Origin of the sequence: Aciduricibacillus chroicocephali, from assembly GCF_030762805.1 — a bacterium.
Lineage (GTDB): Bacteria > Bacillota > Bacilli > Bacillales > Amphibacillaceae > Aciduricibacillus > Aciduricibacillus chroicocephali.
The window spans coordinates 2,496,511-2,516,382 of record NZ_CP129113.1; the positions used below are offsets into that span (position 1 = coordinate 2,496,511).

Sequence of the window (19,872 nt, forward strand, 5' to 3'; positions counted from 1 at the left end):
TTTGTCATTTCACCCGTTCCGCTTGAACAATGAGACGGTATTTGGAAGAGTTCTCCGGGTGGCAAGTAACGAGTGAGAGCTTGGCTCTTCCTTGTTCCGGCTGCAGGACTTCGACTTCTTCCGGGTTGACGATCCTTTTATCATATACCTTGAATTCCAGCTGTTGATCTGTCGTCTGCAGTTTAACAAGATCTCCTTGATTCAGTTCATCAAGCCGATTGAAGTACTGGCCGAAAACACTTGAGCGATGGCCGGCAATCGCAAAGCTTCCATCCATTTGGCCGGGCTTATCCAGTCCGGGAATTGCCCCCAAGGCTTTAGCCAGCTGTTCCGAACCCGCTCCCTCCACAACGGGAAGCTCCATTTCCAGTTTCGGCACTGTCAAAATACCGACAGCATCGTTCTTAAACTTCACAGGTTCTGATTCAGATTTCGCTTCAGTTACACGTTCTATAGCCATCTGCTTAAAACTTCTTACGAGCTCACGCTGATTTTGCTCCTGTTTCGAGCTGCCGAGATATAGAAATGCAATCAATACAGCTCCTGTAAACATGAGTGAAAGGCCTATCCATTTCATTTCACTTCAGTTCGTGTTCTTCTAAAGATCATGAAACCGCCTCCAATAAGAAGCATTCCAAGTGCTTGAAGTATACTGCCATCAAGGAAACCACCTGTCTTTGGAAGTGTTTGACCCGGCATTTGTCCTGTTGAACCAGCAACTACAGATTGGTCAGCTAGCGCATTTGGTGTTACCATATCTCCTTCTTTTGATAAAAGATCAGTATTTTGTGCTGGGGTTGCTCGAGAGACTGTTCGCATATCCATAGCGCCTTTTACCTGAGCTTCCAACATGCTCGGGCTATCAAGATCCGTATTTCCTTCTAATAGTCCTACAGTATAACCTTCCATATTGTTTGAAGCTGTCTGATCAAAGTCGGACTCTACACCTTTCATGTTTTCATCTTCTGAATTTACATTACCATTCTCGGTTTCATCTGTTGCATCGACACCATTGGTGCTCTCTGGAGTAACAGGGAAACCATCAGGATTAATTGGTGTATTACCGTCATTTCCTTCATTAGGGATGTTCGGCGTGCTCACGTCTGGATTTTCACCATCGCTCCCTGGAGCAGATGGGGTTGACGGTTCCTGATTCTCAGGTGTTGGTTTAATTGGAGTCGTGTTCTCTGGACCAGTTACAACTGGTGTTTCAGGAACTACTGAAGCTGGAACAACCCACTCGTTTTCCAAGATGCCGACATTCACACCATCCAGAATTCCATCTCCCAAAGAAAGATTTAACAGACTATCGTTTCCCTTTTCTCCATTAGCCGTCTCTTCAATAGCGTTCTCCAAAAGTCCAAGGTGAACATCACCTAGGATTGGAAGTTTTTCAAGTCCTGTAACTAGAACACCTTGGTTCGCTTGAACATCCTCGCCATCTTTTTTCAAATGGTTATCAAGAATACCAAGGTGCAAATCTTCCAACAAACCGGGGACCCCAGAATTTACTTCTACTACACCTTCATCAAGTGTTCCATTGCCTTCTGCGTCTGTTGCCTCATGGCGATCCAGTACACCGACATGCGTGTTATCCAGAATATCAGAGTTCGGTAAGTCGACGTTTACTACACCTTCGTCAAGATTAGTGTTGCCTTCTCCATCTGTCGCTGTGTGATGATCCAATACTCCAGCATGAACGTCTCCTAGAATCGGAGCATTTTCGATAACTGATTCTACTACACCTTCATCCAATGTTCCATTTCCTTCTGCATCTGTTGCTTCATGACGATCCAGTACACCCACATGGGTGTTATCCAGAATATCAGAGTTCGGTAGGTCTGCGTTCACTACACCCTCGTCAAGCGTCGCATTGCCTTCTCCATCTATCGCTGTGTGCTGATCCAATACTCCAGCATGAACATCACCAAGAACATCAGTATTTTCTGTATTCACTTCAACGACACCTGAATCTACTTGCCCATTACCATCTTGGTCGATTTGTTCATGACGGTCAATTACGCCTGCATGAGCGTCGCCGACAACTGCTGTATCTTCTGTTGTCACTTCTGCAACAGCATTGTTCACCTTCTTATTGCCTTCACTGTCGCTCTCTGTTTTTTGCTGGATGACTCCTACATGAGCATCACCGACTACTGCTGTATCTTCTGTTATCACTTCTGCAACAGCATTGTTCACCTTCTTATTGCCTTCACTATCAGTCTCTGTTTTTTGTTGGACGACTTCTACATTTGCATCGCCAACTACGGCTGTATCATCTGTCTTGACTTCAGCCAAATGACCGTTGCCTTCTGCGTCGCTTGTTACAGCATTAACGTTCAAGTCCCCGACAATTGGGACATCTTTCACATCAATATTAATAAGAGACATAGATTCTGACTCTGTATCCGGTTCCTCGGCCGCCGCTGGCTGAGCATCCGATTCCGATTTCATCTCGCGAGCTGGTTCACTTTCTGCCTGTGGCTGTTGTATAGGTTGTGGTTGCTGTGTTTCTGGTACATTCACTTCCAAATTTACTGTATCTGTTATTGCCATTTCCTCATTATGCTCTTCTGCCAATACTGGCGTTCCAATCAACATAACGGCTGACAGTCCGATTGCCATACTTGCAAGATGAATTCCTTTTCTTCTCATTTTAACTCTCTCCTTTTTTGTTTTTTAAATGCGGCTTAACAAAAAAGGAGAAAACTTCGGTGGTTGGCCTGGTGGGGCAATCGCCCACTGGTTAATTAAATGATCAGTAGAGTTCATCCACCGATCTTGGTCTAGCAGATTGCGCCTAACCGGAATTTCTCCAAGTACGGCTGCCAATCCAGCTCCAAAACCGCTATAGATTACAGTTGCTGACTGTTGCGGCTGTACCGGAGGTTGTGCAATATAGAGGCGTTCCAACTCTTTCAACTGCGAATCTTGTTGTTGCGGAGTTTCCATTTTGGCATTAAAGATTGATATCCCTTCATCTTTGAACAACTTCTGAACAAAATTTGCTTGCAGTCCAGTCAGTTCTTTAATGAAATCTGTGAATGCCTGCTTCTCCGGCTGCTTTTGTTTCGCTATAGAAATTAGTGGGAAGGTTTTTTCAATATCTGAAGGATTATGATTTATTTGATGTACTGTGACTAGTTCCGGCTGCAGGCTTTCTTGTCTTGATTGCTCTCGTAGTTCTAATCCATTTGCTTGGTCTTCTTCCGGCTTCAAAACTGGCTTCAGTACCGTCGCAGGCTGTTTATTATCGGAAACCTGTTCAGAGTTCATATCTACTAAAGGCTGCTCCATATCCTGAGTCTCTCCACTAGGCAACTCTGGCTTCTGTGGATTTTCCCCTACACTGGAATGTGGCTGAGAAATGACCGACTCTTCTGCTGATGCTTCAGGTTGTTTTCCCGGTATCAAAGGTTTCCCAATTTCCGGCTTGAGGGCTTCTTTTATCGGAGCCGATACCTGATCAGCTGTTTCTGCTGTCTGGGCTACTGCTGTTCCAACTGTATTTCCCGCTTCTGACCCTACATGATCGATGAGAGTTCCAGTTGTACCAACCGTCTTATCCACTGTATTTGTCACTTCTCCGACTGTATCATTGAGCGTATCTGCAGTAATAGAAACTGTTTCATCCACTGTTCCCAGCACTGGTTCGACGACTTTATTGACATTCTTCGTAACTGGTTTTGCAACGGGAACCTTTTCAAGTTGTTCTGTCGTCTTGCGAACAGTATCCGTAGCTGCAACTCCTGTTCCTTTAACGACATTGGTTGTAGTCGCAACTGTTTCATCGACTCCGACTGTCACTCCAGATGTCGTTTCTTGCACTGCGTTTGTCGCCGCGCTGACAACTTCCTTCGTTGCTTCAGTGGTATCCCCGACAGTATCCACGGTTGCCGATACAGTTTGATCGACTGTATCCAATACTGGAGAAGTCACTTTATTCACAGTGTCCGTAACCGGTTTCACAGCAGAGCTTTTACTCGTTTGCTCAGTCGTCTCTCGAACGGCATTTGTCACAGCTGTCCCTGTTTCTTTGACGACATGCGTTACACCGCCAACCGTTTGATCTACCGTTTCGGTGACATCGGATGTCGTCTCCTTAACAACGTTTGATGTTGTCTCCACAGTATGGTCAACTGTTTTTGTTGCCGTCCCTGTAATACCTTTAATAAGACCGCCAACAGGTTTCGCCCTTTCAGGAGCTGGTTCTTCCTTCTCGGCAGCTTCAGCTTGACCATTGAAGCTCATCGCAAATGCGAAAAAGAACACGAGGAAGACCAATCTTCCCTTCATCATTTCACCTCCTTCCATTTTCGTCTTATTCCTCTTTTTCCTAGCATGCAATAAAGTAAACTTAAAAACTCATAGTCCTACCCTTATAAGAAAAGCTATGATAGCGCTTTCATATTTTGATAGGATTCAATAGACCATGTTCTTTCAAAATCCTTTTTTGTTTGGATTCCAACGCTTTCAGATTATGCATGATTTCGCTTTTTCTCTCTTTACTCAAAGAGCAGCAATCTACTTGAGGCTGTTCTTCAATTTCTTCATTTATTTTATTCATTTCTACAACCAACTTCTGATATTCCATACAAACCGCCCCCAAACTTTTCTTAGGTTCAAAAGGCCTATTAATTAGAGACTCCTCATGTCGTATGGGCTTCTATACCCCTATAAACGCTGTAGAAAACCAGAACCTCCCTAAATATCTCCTCCTTTAAACTGATGAATAAATTGAATCAGTCTCCCAGACACATAACCGAATATGAAATGACCGACTGTCCAACACAACCAAGCAAAGAAATCATCAGGGGCCGGCTTTGCTTCTGTAAGGGCGGAAAGAAAATATAATGCACCTCCACCTGCTCCAAACAAAGCTATATAAGGCCAGATTTTATATTGCCAACTGAATTGCCTTAATAGGTAAAAGAGGAAAATAACACTCGCAATGCATGTAACATAGTGGAAGATGTACCCTGCGCCCGTTACATCATTCCATTGCTTCAATAGAGGGATATAATCCATATTGAATAGCAAAGGGTATGCTTCATTTCCGCTCAGAACTTGTACGATTTTCAACAATCCGGCGAGAATAGAACCGGCTATTAAACCGATGACGATCAAAGTTACCATTGTCATGAGAGAATTCTTTTCTTTCCGTACCTTAGACACGTTCAATCCAACTCCAGTTGATCGTGTAAATCATCCGCCCCCGTAATAATTCTTCCATTCTTGATGGCAAGTGCATCACTTGTATCTTCCGGCAACTGTAGCAGCTTGGTATGCAATGCCTCAATTTGTTTAATTAATTTCAGTTGCTCCACTCTTTGCTCTATGGGCAATTCCTCAGTATCTACTCCCCAAAATGGCTCGAGCTTCACTTCCAATTTAGCAATCTTTCTTCTTAGCAACTCTACCTGTTCGTTTGATTGCTCCATAGTTCGCTCCCTTTCTTTAATTCGGAATTTTCCTAACATGTACCCCATTTTAGGAAGGTAAATCTTCCATCTGAAAAAACCTAATTTTTTCTTGACTCCCCAATTTAAAAATGCAATTATATTTAAGCAGATTTTATTTCGTATACGAACTATAAGGTTGTAAACTAAAGGAGGTGCCCCTATGAAGAATGCTTTCAACAATGAAATCCTCAATTCTTTCTCTTCTGTGAACAAGTTGCTATACAACTTGGCAAAAGCAGACGCAGAGAAGAACGGTCTGACAGTCGTTCAGCTGAAAGCCTTGTACAAACTGTCATCACATCCGAATATCGGACTCGTCGAGCTCGCTGAACATCTGAAGCTGACAAATAGTACGGTGAGCGGCGTTGTCGAACGCCTTGTGAAGCATGGCCTTGTGGAACGCAAGCACGATCCGCATGATAGACGCGCAATTACGCTCAATCTTACTCCTCAGTGTGAAGAAAAACTGGAGAGGGTTATCGAGACGGAGTCTGTCTTTGTAAAGAAACTTAACTTGATTGAGGAGCGGCTGACTGAAGAGCAATTGAATCAGTTGTTTGCCCTGCACAGTCAGATTTCAGATATTTTGAGTGAATAACAATTCCCACTAGAGAAGATTCGAACAACATAAATTCAGGAGGCACAACATGAACGCAAAAAGAATGTTTCTCATCAATATTATCCTACTCGTCGTCCTCGTTGGCGGCGGGTTCGTTGGTTATTATTACTATAACAAGTCGGTGAACTATCTTTCTACCGATAATGCACAGATTGCTGGCCAGCAAGTGACAATCGCAGCACCTGCCAATGGCAAAATCACTGAATGGAACGGCACTACAGGTGACAAGTTCAAAAAAGGTGACACAATCGGCAAAATTCAGGCAATCAGTGATAAAGGCGCTTCTTCTGAAGTTGATGTAAAAGCACCGACAGACGGTACACTTGTCCAGTCAAAAGCAGTCAAGAACTCAATCACAGCAGCAGGCACACCGCTTGCAGTCAGCTACAACCTTGACGACCTCTGGGTCACAGCGAACATTGAAGAAACTTCTATTGATGATGTGAAAGTAGGTCAGGATGTTGACGTTACTGTTGACGCATATCCGAACATGAAATTGAGCGGAAAAGTTGAACAGATTGGCCTTGCTACAGCAGGCACATTCTCACTTCTTCCATCAAGCAATACAACAGGCAATTACACTAAAGAAACTCAAGTCATTCCAGTGAAGATTTCTCTTGAAAATGCTGGTGAAAAACTCGTTCCAGGCATGAACACAACTGTCCGAATCCATAAGTAGGTGATGAAATGACCATATTTATTACAGGATATATCGTTATTGCGATCATCCTGCTCGTGACGGTCAATTTCATGCTGCGCAGGCAGGAGAGCCGCAAGAAGACGATTCAGCATATAAAAGCAACACCACCAATACAAGAAACGCGTAAAAAGGAACAGGCAAAGACAGAGCCCATTGAGCCTGTTCATCAAAGTTCCACCAAAACCGAAACAGTAGAAGAGGAAGCTGCAGAGCGTGCTGGAATCACTCAGCCTTCTGACAGTCCTGAACAGGCTGTCGATCCAGCTGAAGCGACGAAGCCCGCTTCCACTCCACGCTCTTTCGAAGGAAAGCGTGGGAAACTCGTCTTCACAATGATGCTTGGCGCATTCGTTGCCATTTTGAACCAGACATTGCTGAACGTCGCCATTCCGCATATTATGAATGACTTTGGCGTATCGGCAAGCACCGTTCAATGGCTTTCAACAGGATATATGCTGACGAACGGTATTTTCATCCCGATCACAGCCTTCCTAATTGCCCGTCTCGGAACAAGAAAACTGTTCATCTCGGCGATTTTAGCCTTCACGCTCGGCTCCATCATCTGTTCCGTATCTCCAACGTTTGGCATGTTGATGGCTGGTCGTGTTGTTCAGGCTGCCGGGGCTGGTGTTATGATGCCGCTCCTGATGACTGTGTTCCTGACTATTTTCCCGCCTGAGAAACGTGGCGCTGCCATGGGACTCTTCGGTGTAGCCATCCTATTCGCTCCGGCAATCGGACCGACACTTTCTGGTTGGCTCATCGGTCATTACTCATGGCGCGTCCTTTTTGATATCGTCATCCCATTCGGAATCATTGCACTGATCATGGCACTGATCTGGATGATGGATGTTACGGATATTACAAAACCGAAGTTCGACGTATCCGGGTTCATTTTCTCAACAATCGGTCTCGGCTTCCTCCTATATGGATTCAGTGAAGCCGGTAACGATGGCTGGGACAGCACCATTGTCGTTGTCTCTCTAATCATCGGGGTCGTTGGCATCATCGCTTTCATCATTCGCGAATTGACCGCCAAGGAACCAATGCTCGACTTGCGTGTATTCAAATACGGGATATTCTCCCTGACAACAATCATCGCGTCAATTATCAACGTCATCATGTTCGCCGCCATGCTTCTGTTGCCAATATACTTACAGAACATCCGCGGTTTCACAGCACTCGATTCTGGTCTGCTTATGCTCCCAGGTTCGATTGCGATGGCGATCATGCTGCCGATTTCCGGTAAGCTATTCGATAAGATGGGGGCAAGATGGCTCGCCGTATTCGGCTTGTTCATCACTGTCCTAACGACATGGCAGTTCTCAACTTTGACGATGACGACATCTTACGGCTTCCTGTTGTTCTTGTACATCATGCGCATGTTCGGCATGAGCTTCCTATCCATGACCGTTACAACTGAAGGAATGAACCAGCTGCCAACCCGACTCGCTGGACACGGAACATCCGCTTCCAACACAGCACGTACAGTCGCCGGCAGTATCGGATCAGCCTTCCTGATCACCGTCATGACAACACGAGCATCATTCCATACACAAGGGTATGCAAATGATATTACAACGAGCAACGGCTATTTGACTGATCAGCTTCATGGCTTTGGCGAAAAACTAGCTGGCATGGCCGGACTTCCTGCTCAAGCCGGAGATACACTCGGCACTGCCCAACTGTACGGCCAAGTCGTCAAGAATGCGACTGTTCAAGGCATTAATGATGCCTTCATCGTCTTAACAGGAATTGCAATTGTCGCCTTTGTCCTCGCTTTCTTCATCAAGCGCGCAAAGCCGCCAGTTGAAGATGAAAACTGATTAAAAAGAAATACGAAAACCACCAGCTACCACATTGTGCAGGGGCTGGTGGTTTTTATATTGGTGAGAAATATACCTATTGTAGGGGATGCATAGTTTCTCTGACTAACGATACTGAGTCGCTTCCTGCAAGGACGATTCCATTCTGTTTCGCTTCCATTTTCATCCCAGTCAAAATGGGAATGGCAGTTGTCTACAAAAAAGAAACCTTGAAAGGCATCTTGCTTGCCAATAAGATTTATTATCTTTTGCCTTTTCCACCAATTAAACCTAATCCTAAATTAAGTCTATATAATATTCATTATCATCGAGAAACTTCTTAAAAAAGTCCTCTAACGACTCAGCTATTTGAACATCAAAATAAAATATTGGATTATTAACCAATTGTAAATCTAATGAAATATAAATGCCCTCGTTAACTTCAAAAAAAATAAGTTTATCTTCATCATCAAAAAGTTCATCTAAATCAGGGTCAAATTCAAAAATACCCTCTCTTAATCTGATGTCTGCTACAGTCCCCGGTCCCAATATCCTATTAATTGCATTAGCACTTTGATCTTTAATAAAGCCATAACCAACTTCTAAATATAACTTTTTTAAATCATTTGGAAAACTGATGTCCATTCTTTTTTCAGCTTTTAATATATCATCTTCAGGTACCTTATAAGTTTTATTTTCTAATTCATTAATAAATTCGAAATCAGCCATATGTTATTTCACCTCCTTGGAAATAGTTTACCTGATGGGGCTCCCTTTCCATGTATCCCTGCTTGGTGTTTGTTAGGTACCACTTATGAGAGTACTAGGGTAGTGTACATTCTATATATTTACTAAAAATATTAATTTAAAATTTCTACAAAAAGCAAAAACACCTGTTGCCTAATAAGACAAACAAGTGCTTAATTAACTAAATCTTATAACATTTTCAATCTCCGATCATCTATGCTATGGCCTCTTTCCAGATTAACATCAACTCTAAAAATTCATTAGTTTCTATAATACTTTCAAAAGGCTCATCAACCCGGTAATGATGCTCAGCAATTGTCGTGTTTTTCTTAATATTTATACTTGTAGCATTCATCGTGATTTCAAAGTCTTCATAATCTCCTGTTAGAACCTTCTTTACGTACCCAATATACTCATCTGCTTCTTCTTTTGTTGAAATATCCTCAAAAGCGTCCGAGAAAACAGTTAATTTTTCTGGTAGTATTATTCTTGTGATACCAAATGGGTCTTTTTTTAATTCATATGAATATCTCATCTTGTTTATCACCTTCTATGCTATTTATTATATAAAGGATAGGCAGTGGCTATTGAACCATCCTTATTTAGAAACATTTCTATTTTAACTCCAGCCGAATTTTCACCTATAAACTTATTAGCACCTATCTGTTTTTTATTTTGATATGCTTCATTAATAGCCTTTAACACATCTACACGATTCCATTCCTTCGGAAAAAACTAGATTTGGCTACTTTTCTCTTCCCACCTATTTCAACTTTGGCTTCATAAGACACCATTTTTATCAGGTATTTTCTCGGTACCAGGAATAATCTTTCCACCCATCATACTCTCATGATGATATCCAACCGCTTTTCCACGTTTATTAATTTCACCATGATAAATATGTTTCATTGTATCTGTATTATATTTACCCGTACCCTTACCCACAAGCTTCCTCGCCTTATCCAACTGCAATTTCGGCAAGACCTTCGCAGGTTTTACAAAGGTAAATATCGCAGCTGTCGACCTATCTTTCATTGTCGAATCAGGGTGAACCATTTTGACGATATCTCCAAAGAAGAATTCTCCTGTAGCCATTGCCGCCTTTGGCACACCATATGTAACGATGCCTCCAAGCATATTGAAGTATCCACCGTTTATTCCGACTCGGGTATCATTGGCTATCATTGCAGACTGACTGTCTGTCAATGAAGATTTGACAGTGAACCCATCAGCTTCGAACTCACTTGGATCCTTTTTGACTCCGCTTAACAGGTACTGGCGAATTGCTTCTTCAGATGCTGACATCTGGTTTTCCTCTGCAACCTTCTTCAATTCCTTACCTTCAAGCTTCCTCGTCGTATTCATTTGCGATTCGACAAGATCTTCGCAGGTTTTACAAAGGTAATTACTACAGTTATTGACCTTTCTTATATTACAGATGTTAATCATATCCTCTGGCTAAAATGTGAACTATTTGTCACTGGCTAGCCCCATAAAAAAAGAAACCTTGAAAAAAAGCGTTGTCTATATTCTAATAAAAATAGCCATTTAATTCGGCACTCCGTAACCTACCAAAAAGACGGCTATCATTCAATAGCCGTCACTAGTTTTAAATTGGTGCACAATAGCCATTGCCTAAATGAATATATAGATTATCTTTATTATCTTTTTTAAATACCTCCCACTCCTCATAAATTCCCTTATCAAGATAAACAATAAAACTTTCCCAATTGTCTTCACTTACTATTACTCTATTTTTCTTTAATGCCCACTGGCTTTCAATAAAATTATAAAAAATTTTATCCTGGTGCTCTAAATTTGTAGATAGGGCAAGGATATTGTTTTTAACTGATTTGACTAGATCTGATATATCATCAATTTGTTCCTTCTCTCTAGCCCAGATCATCCACATTAATTTTAATTCTTCGGCGCTTATATCCTTTATTATTTCTAAGTCATCTTCTACTTTATATTTCAGGAATGTCCATAATTCTGCAAACTGCTTCAAATTAAAAATTATTGTGATGTATTTATAATCTGAATCCAGGGGGACTTTTGGTATCCAAACTATATGGTCACCATACTTCCTAGCAACTACTGAAGAAGCAATATTCCTACCATAATTTAGTTTCAGCTCTAAATCACCTGTTACTGAGGTTATCAAGTCATCTGTATATCCCTCATATATTGTGTGCGAGTCATATTCGAGACTTAACAATTCATTTGTATAGTCTCCAAAAGTTCTATAATCAAGTTTTTTCAAGTACTTTCAACCTCCTATTTATGGAGTAACTCGTGGCGGTAAGTCCCAACGGTTAGAATACCGCTTCCAATCGCTCTGCGGAATAAACGAACGATGGGTTACTACATCATCTTTAAGTGTTATATGGTAGATACCTTTTTGATTGTTGATACTTCCTGTGTGTAAATATTCTGATCGTCCATCTGATCGAACAACTGATGGCTTATTAGATAAAATCTTTTTGTCAAAAGATGTTGGGAAATTATGATGAGTACCTGTATCTTCTTTCATCCTTTTTAAAACTCTGTCATCATATTTAAGACTATTCTTACCTTTCTTCCAAGCCCTAAACGCCTTATCCAACTGCAATTTCGACAAGACCTTCGCAGGTTTTACAAAGGTAAATACCACAGCTGTCGACCTATCTTTCATTGTTGATTCTGTTAGACTGCACAATTAAAAAACTCTGAAAGGTGTTTAACCAATCAGAGTTATCACTATATTGTTTTTAATACTTCATCTACAGAATTCATGAGTTTAAACATCTTCTTATTTTAATCAGTAGTTGTCCTTAAAAATTCTATATCTATTCTATCAACTTTCATTTCAATATATTTATTCACAAACTCAGGATAATCAGAGAAATACTCATCGTCGTCAGTAAAAACTAATCCTGCATCAATTGCATCCGCATGTAACAAACCTCTTATATAATAATCATAACCTAAACCAATACGTTCTATTTCTTTTCTCTCTCGCTGGATTTCATGAATGATTAACTCATTTAAGATAGTAAACCCTATGGATACAGGATAACTTTCTCCTACTTCAATTTTATAAGGACAAATAAATGCAAATCCTGTAAATTCAATACCCTCGATTTCAATTGTCACTTCTTCTTCTATTTGCGGGTCTAGCCTTTTCACAAGAGCCGTATATATCATATTTCTCACTCCCTACTCTGCTGGATTAATCACTGGAATATTCTCGCCATTAAGCGTCTTCCAAATCTTTTTGCCACTCTGTGTATGGTAGGTCGTAATATCCCCATTATTATTAGTACCTACAAATTCAAACTTTGCTTTACCATTTTTGTTATTCCCCATAAAATTGACATATCCTGTCCTTATTTCACCTTTATATTCATACTTCACTTGTATGCCATTTTTAATAACCTCTTTAGCACCTTCAAGATACTCGTCGGCATTTTTATATAGTCCGTCAAATTCCTTCCCATGTTTATCAAAATGTCCTTCTAGCTTAGCATGGTCTGCAAAATTCGAAGGACTTTTAACCGTACCCTTACCCACAAGCCTCCTCGCCTTATTCAATTGCAATTTCGACAAGACCTTCGCAGGTTTTACAAAGGTAAATACTGCAGCTGTTGACCTATCTTTCATTGTCGAGTCAGGATGAACCATTGTGACGACATCTCCAAAGAAGAAATCTCCTGTAGCCATTGCCGCCTTTGGCACACCATATGTAACGATGCCTCCAAGCATATTAAAGTATCCACCGTTTATCCCGACTCGGGTATCATTGGCTATCCTTGCAGACTGACTGTCTGTCAATGAAGATTTGACAGTGAACCCATCAGCTTCGAACTCACTTGGATCCTTTTTGACTCCGCTTAACAGGTACTGGCGGATTGCTTCTTCTTCAGATGCCGACATCTGATTTTCCTCTGCAACCTTCTTCAATTGCGTAGACTTATCCGCTTTTGGTTTGCCTGTGTCTTTAAATGTAATTGGGAACAAGAGCCTCGCCAATGCACTGAATATTCTCGGGTCTACCTTCTTGAGCAGCTGCTTTCCAAGGTAAATAGGATCTGTTGTAGATCGCAGTCTATCATACGCTTCTACATTTTGAATTTCCCCGATATCAAACTTTTCAACGGCGTTATTGCCACTTGCAATCACCTGGCCAATACTCTCGATATATTCACTTGCCAAAGTGAGTGCCTCTTCCAACGGCTTCAGAGATTGTAATAGCTGGCGATCCAAATCATGCAGTCTTTCCAGCACATCCCTCGTTTTCTTTTCTCCCTGGCGGATACTATCTACAAATCTGCTCTCATCAAGATAGGTTAAAGGAACAATATCCTGTACTGAACTGATCACCTGGTTTGCTCTATCTGTCATATCACAAGTTTTTCTTTCCATTTTCCTCAAACTTGTTTGTACTTCATTCTCGATAAATCCTTGATCAATTAGACCATTTACATCCGGTTCAAACGCGGACACTGCATCACGAAGATACTTTAGCTTATGTTCATAATCTAATGAAGTTTTATGTAAAAATCGAATGATTGGCAAGTGTCCGGCAGAATAGAAGTTTCGAATAGACTGACCCATTTCGCCTTTAAGTACTTCTTGAAGCTGAACAATCGACGTTACAGCCTTGTTGATTGCTTCGAGTCTGGTCTGTAATTGAGCCAATTCTGTTTTGCCTTTGCTAATTCCCATATCTATCGGTTGAACATCAAGTACTTTCACTCTCTGCCTCCCTTAATCCTCAGCGTGACCAATATTCATATTGGAGCTGATGTTATGGTATTCCTAGCCTCCTAGATGAATTTGACTTGCAATATTGCGGTCTGTCTCCTCAAAGTCATTTACCGCTTGTGTTGTCATCTGAGTACTTCTACCAAGTAAATCTTGATAACGGGTTAACACCTGTTTGAACTGAGCATCAATTTCATTCAGCTTATCGACAAACTGTAATTGATTCCTGCCTCTTATGACATTAGGACTTCCTACTCCAAGAGAATTGGTCGCTTGTTGCAGTTCATTAATAGCATTATTGACTTGTGCAGGGTCTATTTTGATTTGTCCACCCATGGTTTCACTCCTTATCTTCAAAGTTGCTATAAGAGCTTCAATTTATTATGACTTCAAACTCGAGAGCGCCTGTCTGGCTGATGAAAGACTGGCTTCCAGCATTGCAATCTCTGCTTTCAGTTTTTCTATTGCCGCTTCAATATCTCGAATTGTTTGATTCAATTGCTTATCCGACAAGTCATGATAGTCATTTTGTATACTCTGCTGTATTTGCTTAAACTGGTTAGCATGCTTTCCGTGCCAATTCGCAGCCGTGAGCTCAGGCTCTCTCGTCATATGTTCATACTCAATGAACTCAGATTTAATTTCTGTTAGTTCTGCAAGTGCTTTTTGCAGCCTGAGAAGTTCCTCTCGCTTTTTCTGCAAACTGAAGCTAATTGTGTCAATTGCTGAATTCAAGGTACTCATTTGCATATTCACTAACAAGTTAGCCACGGCACAACACCTCCATTTATCCCTTAAATTACCATTTTATATTAAAACTTAACTTCTGTGATGAGCTAATGGTTGGTATTTTAGATAAAAAATCTTTTACCGGGATACTACTTTGGACACTATTTCTCAAGCTATAAGAGAGCTAGTAATCTGGCACATTGTTCGCTGATTCAATTCCCCGGCAGCTCTCCAACTAGTTAAAAAAAGCGTCAGGCTCCTTATAAGAGCCTGACGCTTATCTATCAATCCACACCTTGCATAAGGCCGTGGATTTTCTTGCTGAACACCAACAAGATAAAACCAATCACGATGGAAACAATCCCAATTATCATGAAATATGTGACCTGCGAGTTAATGCTGTAGAACTTAACGAGCTGCGCGTTGATTGCCTGCGCAGATGCGTTGGAAAGGTACCAGATACTCATTGTCTGCGAAGCAAACGCTGCTGGTGCCAACTTAGTCGTTGCAGACGCTCCGACTGGCGATAGGAACAGCTCACCCATTGTTACGAAGAACAAGCTGAGTACGAGCCAAAGCGGGTTGATGTGCATGCTTCCACCGAAGAATGGCAGCATGAGCACTAGGAATGAAAGACCTGCCAAGATAACACCGATTGAGAATTTCACCGGAGTGGATGGCTGGCGTTTGCCAAGCTTTGTCCAAAGTATCGCGAAGAGCGGCCCGAAGATGATGATATAAACCGGGTTAACAGACTGGAACCAGCTGGACTGGATCGTCATTGAACCAAGATGCAGCTGTGTTTGTTCATCCGCAATGCGGGCGATGATAGTGGAACCCTGCTCCTGAATAGACCAGAAGGCGATCGCTGTAATGAACAAAGGAATGTAGGCAAGAATTCTTGATTTCTCAACTTTTGTCGTCTTATTGCTGCGATACATGACGATGAAGTAACATGTCGGAATCGCAACACCGAAGAAGCTGACAATGTAAGTGAATGTATTGATTGTCAAGAAGCCTGTTGGAATCGCAATAGCCAAGAAGATGACAACAATGACAGCACCAATGCTGAAACGTTTTACGATACGGGATTTTTCATCTCCCACAATCGGGTTCGGCACATAGCGGCCAGCTTGTCCAAGTGTTTTCTTGGAAGAGAAGATGTACCAGATAAGCCCGATGAACATACCGATTGCAGCCAATGCGAAGCCCATATGGAAGTTGTACTTCTGTCCAATTGTTCCGACAACTAGCGGCGCAAGGAACGCACCTGCATTCGCACCAGTGTAGAAGAGACTGAATCCGGCATCACGGCGATAATCTTCTTTCGTATACAAATCACCAACAATATTCGAAAGATTCGGCTTAAGAATACCCGATCCGAGAATGATTAGAGCCATGGATACGAACAATGCCGCCACACTACCAGGCAATGATAACGCGATGTGACCAAGCATAATCAGCACACCGCCGAAGATGATGGTCGATCGGCTGCCTAGAACTCTATCTGCAAGCCATCCTCCGATAATTGTCGACATGTATACAAGTGAACCGTAAATGGACATGATTGATGTCGCAGTTGCTTTATCTAGTCCAAGTCCGCCACGCGTTGTTTCGTAGTATATATAGTATAGAAGGATTGCACGCATACCGTAGTATGAGAACCGCTCCCAGAATTCAATAGAGAACAACGTCAGCAAACCCTTAGGATGCCCAAAGAAACCTGTCTGAGGAATCGTCTTGATGATCGCTTCCTTTTCGCTTTGCATGCGAATTCCTCCTTTTCTGTCAATTCACACAATGGATTTGACCTTTTGCTATGAATATTGAAATATTATGCACCTTACGCACCCACATTTTCAAGGCTTTAGGAAATAGTTTTTATTGCAAAAAAAGCGTAAAAAGTATGAATGCTGCGCTATTCAGCCAAGTTTGAAAACAAATGGAAACAGCACTGGAAAATGCTGCTCCAGCGCTTACCACTTCTCCACTTATTCAGCTTCCCTCAAAAGACCAGAATCTAGTCGTAATTGATAAAATACAACTTGCCTGAAAAGGTACCAATTTTCCACCCGGACGGCTAATAAATATGCCGCTTTCAATCAAAGATGGCAAATGAGCGAGCCAAAGAATTACAGCTTTTGACCAAAACCCATTCTCGCGACATAAACATTTACACGCTACTCCTCATCCTCCAACACCGGATAAACAATCTCCCCGTCATCTTCCAAAATCGGCATGGCACCCCACTTACCAAGCTCATGACTAACAACCTCCGTCTTTCCCTTGTTGCCGTCAATAATATGGCAAACCGTCCAACCCTTCGCCACGAGGAAATTACTAATCAACAGCCGGTGACAGCGTGCAGGATGCCGTTCCGAACAAAGATAAGCAATCCGCCTATCCCGAGCATACACCTTCAACTCATCAATCCCCGCTTTGAAATCATCAGTGAGCGTATAATCCGCATAACGATGAAACGACTCATTACGCCACCCATCATTGAGCGAATGGCCGACACACTCAGACTCCCCGCGCCTGCCGCCGAGGAGCGGGAAATGCTTATATTCTACACCCGCCGCCTCCAGCCACTCAGGGAACACATCCTTCCCGAACTGCGGATGCTTCCGTGACCCGGGGAAAGCCCGCACATCCGCAATTGCCTCAATTTCCACATCCCGCAACATCTGAAGAAAGTCTCCCTCCGAATGCGTAGAATGGCCGATTGTGTATATATTCATATCCGTACCGCCTCCTGGAAATAGGATTCCTTGGCAGAGCACGGACTAAACTCTAATAATTTTCGTAACAAAAAATAGGTACTTTTACCCAATAGTTATGGTATAATCAATTCAAAAAAGGGAGACAACTATGAAAAAATACTCAATTATACTACTTGCTGCAATTTTTGCTATGTTGCTGTTAAACCCTCTCAGCAAACCTGTGGAGGCGAAAGCAACGACGAAAGCACAATTCGCCAAAGATATTAAAAAGACAATACTCAACGCCGAGACGAAGACGCGAGATACGATTTACCGGAGTGAAATTACACCTGGCAAACATAAGCCATTCTCCAAAATCGAACCAACACTTAAGAAATACTACACGTCTAAATACATAAAGAAATGGAAAACAGTATACAACAAAGTCGGCAGCAACTTGTATGTCCTGAGTGAACCATCCTTCCCGTACTTTGACCACCATTATAGTTACGAATCTTTGCGCCTGGCAAAAGTGAACTATGATCGTGCATTCAGAGTAAAGTCGCTAACCGCAAGTAAGGCTACTGTCGAATTCGATATACCGCCAGCACTCACTGATATTGGCGATAGCATGAGTGGCTATATCGCACAATACAAACTGATTAAGAAAAGCGGCAAATGGCTGCTCGATGAAAAGACGTGGAAATACCAAAAAGACGCCAAGTTCAAGAAGTTTGTCACTGATAAGAACTTAAGCAAAATTGTCCTGAAACAGGTAAACATCAAAGGCACCGAAGTTAAACTCTACTCTTATAACAAAGGAATCTACCATGTGAAACTGGGACAAAAAGGGCAGCAATACGGTTACTTCTTTGAAGATGTTAACGCCTATACAGGATCCATTATAGAAAATATGGACTATTAAAAACAGAATAGTCCCCATTCTATATTACCCTATGCAACCCGGCGCGAATATGCTAGAATAGCAATATGATCAACCTGACAAATATCTCAAGGCATATTCTCCCTTTGTAACCAGTCTGAAGGGAAGAGTGTGCCTTGAATCGTTTTATTTACATATTCAAGGCCGTTGCGACAGCATTCGCAACGGCCTTTTTTGATAGTAGGCACTGTATCTTTCCTCTATTTCCGCAAAATTTTCTCCATTGCTTTTCCTCTTGCCAGTTCATCAATCAGCTTATCCAAATAGCGAATTTCGCGCATCGTCGGCTCCTCGATATCTTCCACCCTCACTCCGCAGACAACACCTTTAATTAAAGCTCGTGAAAGATTCATTTGGGGAGCTTCCGCGAAGAATGTCTCAAAGTCTGTCTGCTCTTCAAGCTGGAAACTCAGTTCGTCCTGGCTATATCCTGTCAACCAGCAGATAATTTCATCAACCTCCGATTTTGTACGTCCTTTTCTCTCAGCCTTCGCAATATAATGAGGATAGACACTTGCCACGCTCATCGTATAAATCTTATGTTTGGTCATGATATTCCTCCCTTTCCCACACAACAGAATATATGTTCCCATCATATCAACATTAAAACTTTTTGGCTAATACCGTTTCAATTATCATCTCTATTAAAGCTTTTGGCAAAGCTCTTCACGCCTCATAAAAAGCGAGAACTAATACAGTTTTCCCCCTCTCTTAAAGGGAACATACTGATGACTAATGGAAAGAAGCATTTGCCATGAAATTAACAGATACCGATTTTGGTGGATTGTTTTAAATGATTTATATCAAAAATTTTAAAAAATGCGTTCAGGACGCCCCCCAAGAAATTTTTACATTAATTATAGAAATGAAAGAGTGGATTTCTTTGAGCAGATGGCATGGGGAAATTTTAAGAGTTGGCACCAGCTTGTCACCTTGATCAAGCAAGTATTGAAGATTTGACCATTTTGTACGACATGGGACTTGTCTCTATAGTTACTACAATAAAGAATCACCTATTATTTAAATCAAAACAAAAAAACAGAGGCCCTCAGCCCCTGCTCTTAGCTCTCCAAATGTGTACGTACATCTTCTTCTGTGATCTTCTCATGCACACCGTCACCCCAGCCGCCAGTTGTCTTTCCGATAAAGACGTCATCGCGGTTGTAGCTTGTGGCGGATTCGTGTGTGATTTCACGATCCTGTTGCTTCTTCTCCATATTTAAACACCTCCCACCTTATTGGTCGCATTGTGCCCTTTCTGGTGGGGGTTCATTCATATGCTCGTCTGCCAAATATGAAAAAATATTTGGCTGCTAGGAATAATCTTCTGCGAGACTGGTAATAATACTCTTACAATCCCCTTTAAGATAGTTAGACATGAACAGCCGATGCGCTTTTGCGACGCATCGGCTCTTTTTT

The 19,872-nt window shown here is 41.8% G+C and carries 24 protein-coding genes; 4 read left to right on the forward strand and 20 right to left on the reverse strand.

The window, feature by feature from the left end; translation table 11 throughout:
• Positions 1 to 4: 4 nt before the first annotated feature.
• The 6 genes from QR721_RS12785 to QR721_RS12810 form a co-directional block, all read right to left on the reverse strand.
• On the reverse strand, positions 5 to 577 hold the full coding sequence (locus QR721_RS12785) for a class D sortase (RefSeq protein WP_348027586.1): 573 nt from the start codon (positions 575 to 577) through the stop codon (positions 5 to 7).
• The gene (locus QR721_RS12790; protein ID WP_348027588.1) at positions 574 to 2,655 is read right to left on the reverse strand and encodes an LPXTG cell wall anchor domain-containing protein; all 2,082 of its coding nucleotides are present in this window, start codon (positions 2,653 to 2,655) and stop codon (positions 574 to 576) included. The genes QR721_RS12785 and QR721_RS12790 overlap by 4 nt, the downstream gene beginning before the upstream one ends.
• Before the next feature lie 24 nt (positions 2,656 to 2,679).
• Positions 2,680 to 4,296, reverse strand: coding sequence for a hypothetical protein (locus tag QR721_RS12795; RefSeq protein ID WP_348027590.1), 1,617 nt, complete (start codon positions 4,294 to 4,296; stop codon positions 2,680 to 2,682).
• A 109-nt stretch (positions 4,297 to 4,405) separates the two neighbouring features.
• Positions 4,406 to 4,594: a hypothetical protein gene (locus QR721_RS12800; protein WP_348027592.1), complete on the reverse strand. Its 189-nt coding sequence runs from the start codon at positions 4,592 to 4,594 to the stop codon at positions 4,406 to 4,408.
• Between the two features lie 110 nt (positions 4,595 to 4,704).
• Positions 4,705 to 5,175, reverse strand: coding sequence for a hypothetical protein (locus QR721_RS12805; protein WP_348027594.1), 471 nt, complete (start codon positions 5,173 to 5,175; stop codon positions 4,705 to 4,707).
• A gap of 2 nt (positions 5,176 to 5,177) precedes the next feature.
• Entirely contained in the window at positions 5,178 to 5,441 is a 264-nt protein-coding gene (locus tag QR721_RS12810; protein ID WP_348027596.1) for a hypothetical protein, read from the reverse strand.
• 181 nt (positions 5,442 to 5,622) lie between these two features.
• On the opposite strand from QR721_RS12810, the gene QR721_RS12815 reads away from it, so the two are divergent.
• From QR721_RS12815 to QR721_RS12825, 3 genes are read left to right on the forward strand one after another with little or no spacing between them, the layout of a single operon-like run.
• Positions 5,623 to 6,060: a MarR family winged helix-turn-helix transcriptional regulator gene (locus QR721_RS12815; protein ID WP_348027598.1), complete on the forward strand. Its 438-nt coding sequence runs from the start codon at positions 5,623 to 5,625 to the stop codon at positions 6,058 to 6,060.
• Between the two features lie 49 nt (positions 6,061 to 6,109).
• On the forward strand, positions 6,110 to 6,760 hold the full coding sequence (locus QR721_RS12820) for an efflux RND transporter periplasmic adaptor subunit (RefSeq protein ID WP_348027600.1): 651 nt from the start codon (positions 6,110 to 6,112) through the stop codon (positions 6,758 to 6,760).
• Positions 6,761 to 6,768: 8 nt separating this feature from the next.
• Positions 6,769 to 8,607 (forward strand): DHA2 family efflux MFS transporter permease subunit, encoded by a 1,839-nt coding sequence (locus QR721_RS12825; RefSeq protein ID WP_348027602.1) that lies wholly within the window; start codon positions 6,769 to 6,771, stop codon positions 8,605 to 8,607.
• Between the two features lie 276 nt (positions 8,608 to 8,883).
• On the opposite strand, the gene QR721_RS12830 is transcribed toward QR721_RS12825, so the two are convergent.
• The 12 genes from QR721_RS12830 to QR721_RS12885 all read right to left on the reverse strand — a co-directional run bounded on the left by QR721_RS12830 (position 8,884) and on the right by QR721_RS12885 (position 17,591).
• Entirely contained in the window at positions 8,884 to 9,315 is a 432-nt protein-coding gene (locus tag QR721_RS12830) for an SMI1/KNR4 family protein (protein WP_348027604.1), read from the reverse strand.
• A 232-nt stretch (positions 9,316 to 9,547) separates the two neighbouring features.
• The gene (locus QR721_RS12835; RefSeq protein WP_348027606.1) at positions 9,548 to 9,868 is read right to left on the reverse strand and encodes a tRNA-Val4; all 321 of its coding nucleotides are present in this window, start codon (positions 9,866 to 9,868) and stop codon (positions 9,548 to 9,550) included.
• 20 nt (positions 9,869 to 9,888) lie between these two features.
• Positions 9,889 to 10,038: an EndoU domain-containing protein gene (locus QR721_RS12840; protein ID WP_348027608.1), complete on the reverse strand. Its 150-nt coding sequence runs from the start codon at positions 10,036 to 10,038 to the stop codon at positions 9,889 to 9,891.
• 75 nt (positions 10,039 to 10,113) lie between these two features.
• On the reverse strand, positions 10,114 to 10,665 hold the full coding sequence (locus QR721_RS12845) for a hypothetical protein (protein WP_348027610.1): 552 nt from the start codon (positions 10,663 to 10,665) through the stop codon (positions 10,114 to 10,116).
• Between the two features lie 277 nt (positions 10,666 to 10,942).
• Positions 10,943 to 11,596, reverse strand: coding sequence for a hypothetical protein (locus QR721_RS12850; protein WP_348027612.1), 654 nt, complete (start codon positions 11,594 to 11,596; stop codon positions 10,943 to 10,945).
• An 18-nt stretch (positions 11,597 to 11,614) separates the two neighbouring features.
• Positions 11,615 to 12,007 (reverse strand): hypothetical protein, encoded by a 393-nt coding sequence (locus QR721_RS12855; protein WP_348027614.1) that lies wholly within the window; start codon positions 12,005 to 12,007, stop codon positions 11,615 to 11,617.
• 122 nt (positions 12,008 to 12,129) lie between these two features.
• Positions 12,130 to 12,519 (reverse strand): hypothetical protein, encoded by a 390-nt coding sequence (locus QR721_RS12860; protein ID WP_348027616.1) that lies wholly within the window; start codon positions 12,517 to 12,519, stop codon positions 12,130 to 12,132.
• Between the two features lie 12 nt (positions 12,520 to 12,531).
• Positions 12,532 to 14,070 (reverse strand): LXG domain-containing protein, encoded by a 1,539-nt coding sequence (locus QR721_RS12865; RefSeq protein ID WP_348027618.1) that lies wholly within the window; start codon positions 14,068 to 14,070, stop codon positions 12,532 to 12,534.
• A gap of 63 nt (positions 14,071 to 14,133) precedes the next feature.
• Entirely contained in the window at positions 14,134 to 14,415 is a 282-nt protein-coding gene (locus tag QR721_RS12870) for a YwqI/YxiC family protein (protein WP_348027620.1), read from the reverse strand.
• Between the two features lie 45 nt (positions 14,416 to 14,460).
• Positions 14,461 to 14,850 (reverse strand): YwqH-like family protein, encoded by a 390-nt coding sequence (locus tag QR721_RS12875; protein ID WP_348027623.1) that lies wholly within the window; start codon positions 14,848 to 14,850, stop codon positions 14,461 to 14,463.
• Positions 14,851 to 15,092: 242 nt separating this feature from the next.
• Positions 15,093 to 16,577, reverse strand: coding sequence for a peptide MFS transporter (locus tag QR721_RS12880; RefSeq protein WP_348027625.1), 1,485 nt, complete (start codon positions 16,575 to 16,577; stop codon positions 15,093 to 15,095).
• 411 nt (positions 16,578 to 16,988) lie between these two features.
• Positions 16,989 to 17,591, reverse strand: coding sequence for a DUF488 domain-containing protein (locus QR721_RS12885; protein WP_348027627.1), 603 nt, complete (start codon positions 17,589 to 17,591; stop codon positions 16,989 to 16,991).
• Positions 17,592 to 17,679: 88 nt separating this feature from the next.
• Here QR721_RS12885 and QR721_RS12890 point away from each other — a divergent pair, with 88 nt between their 5' ends.
• Positions 17,680 to 18,435: a hypothetical protein gene (locus QR721_RS12890; RefSeq protein ID WP_348027629.1), complete on the forward strand. Its 756-nt coding sequence runs from the start codon at positions 17,680 to 17,682 to the stop codon at positions 18,433 to 18,435.
• Positions 18,436 to 18,653: 218 nt separating this feature from the next.
• Here the strand turns inward: QR721_RS12890 and QR721_RS12895 are convergent, their stop codons facing one another.
• A complete protein-coding gene (locus QR721_RS12895; protein WP_348027631.1) occupies positions 18,654 to 19,004 on the reverse strand; it encodes a DUF2200 domain-containing protein in 351 nt (116 codons plus the stop codon).
• Positions 19,005 to 19,514: 510 nt separating this feature from the next.
• Positions 19,515 to 19,670, reverse strand: coding sequence for a hypothetical protein (locus QR721_RS12900; protein ID WP_348027633.1), 156 nt, complete (start codon positions 19,668 to 19,670; stop codon positions 19,515 to 19,517).
• Positions 19,671 to 19,872 lie beyond the last annotated feature (202 nt).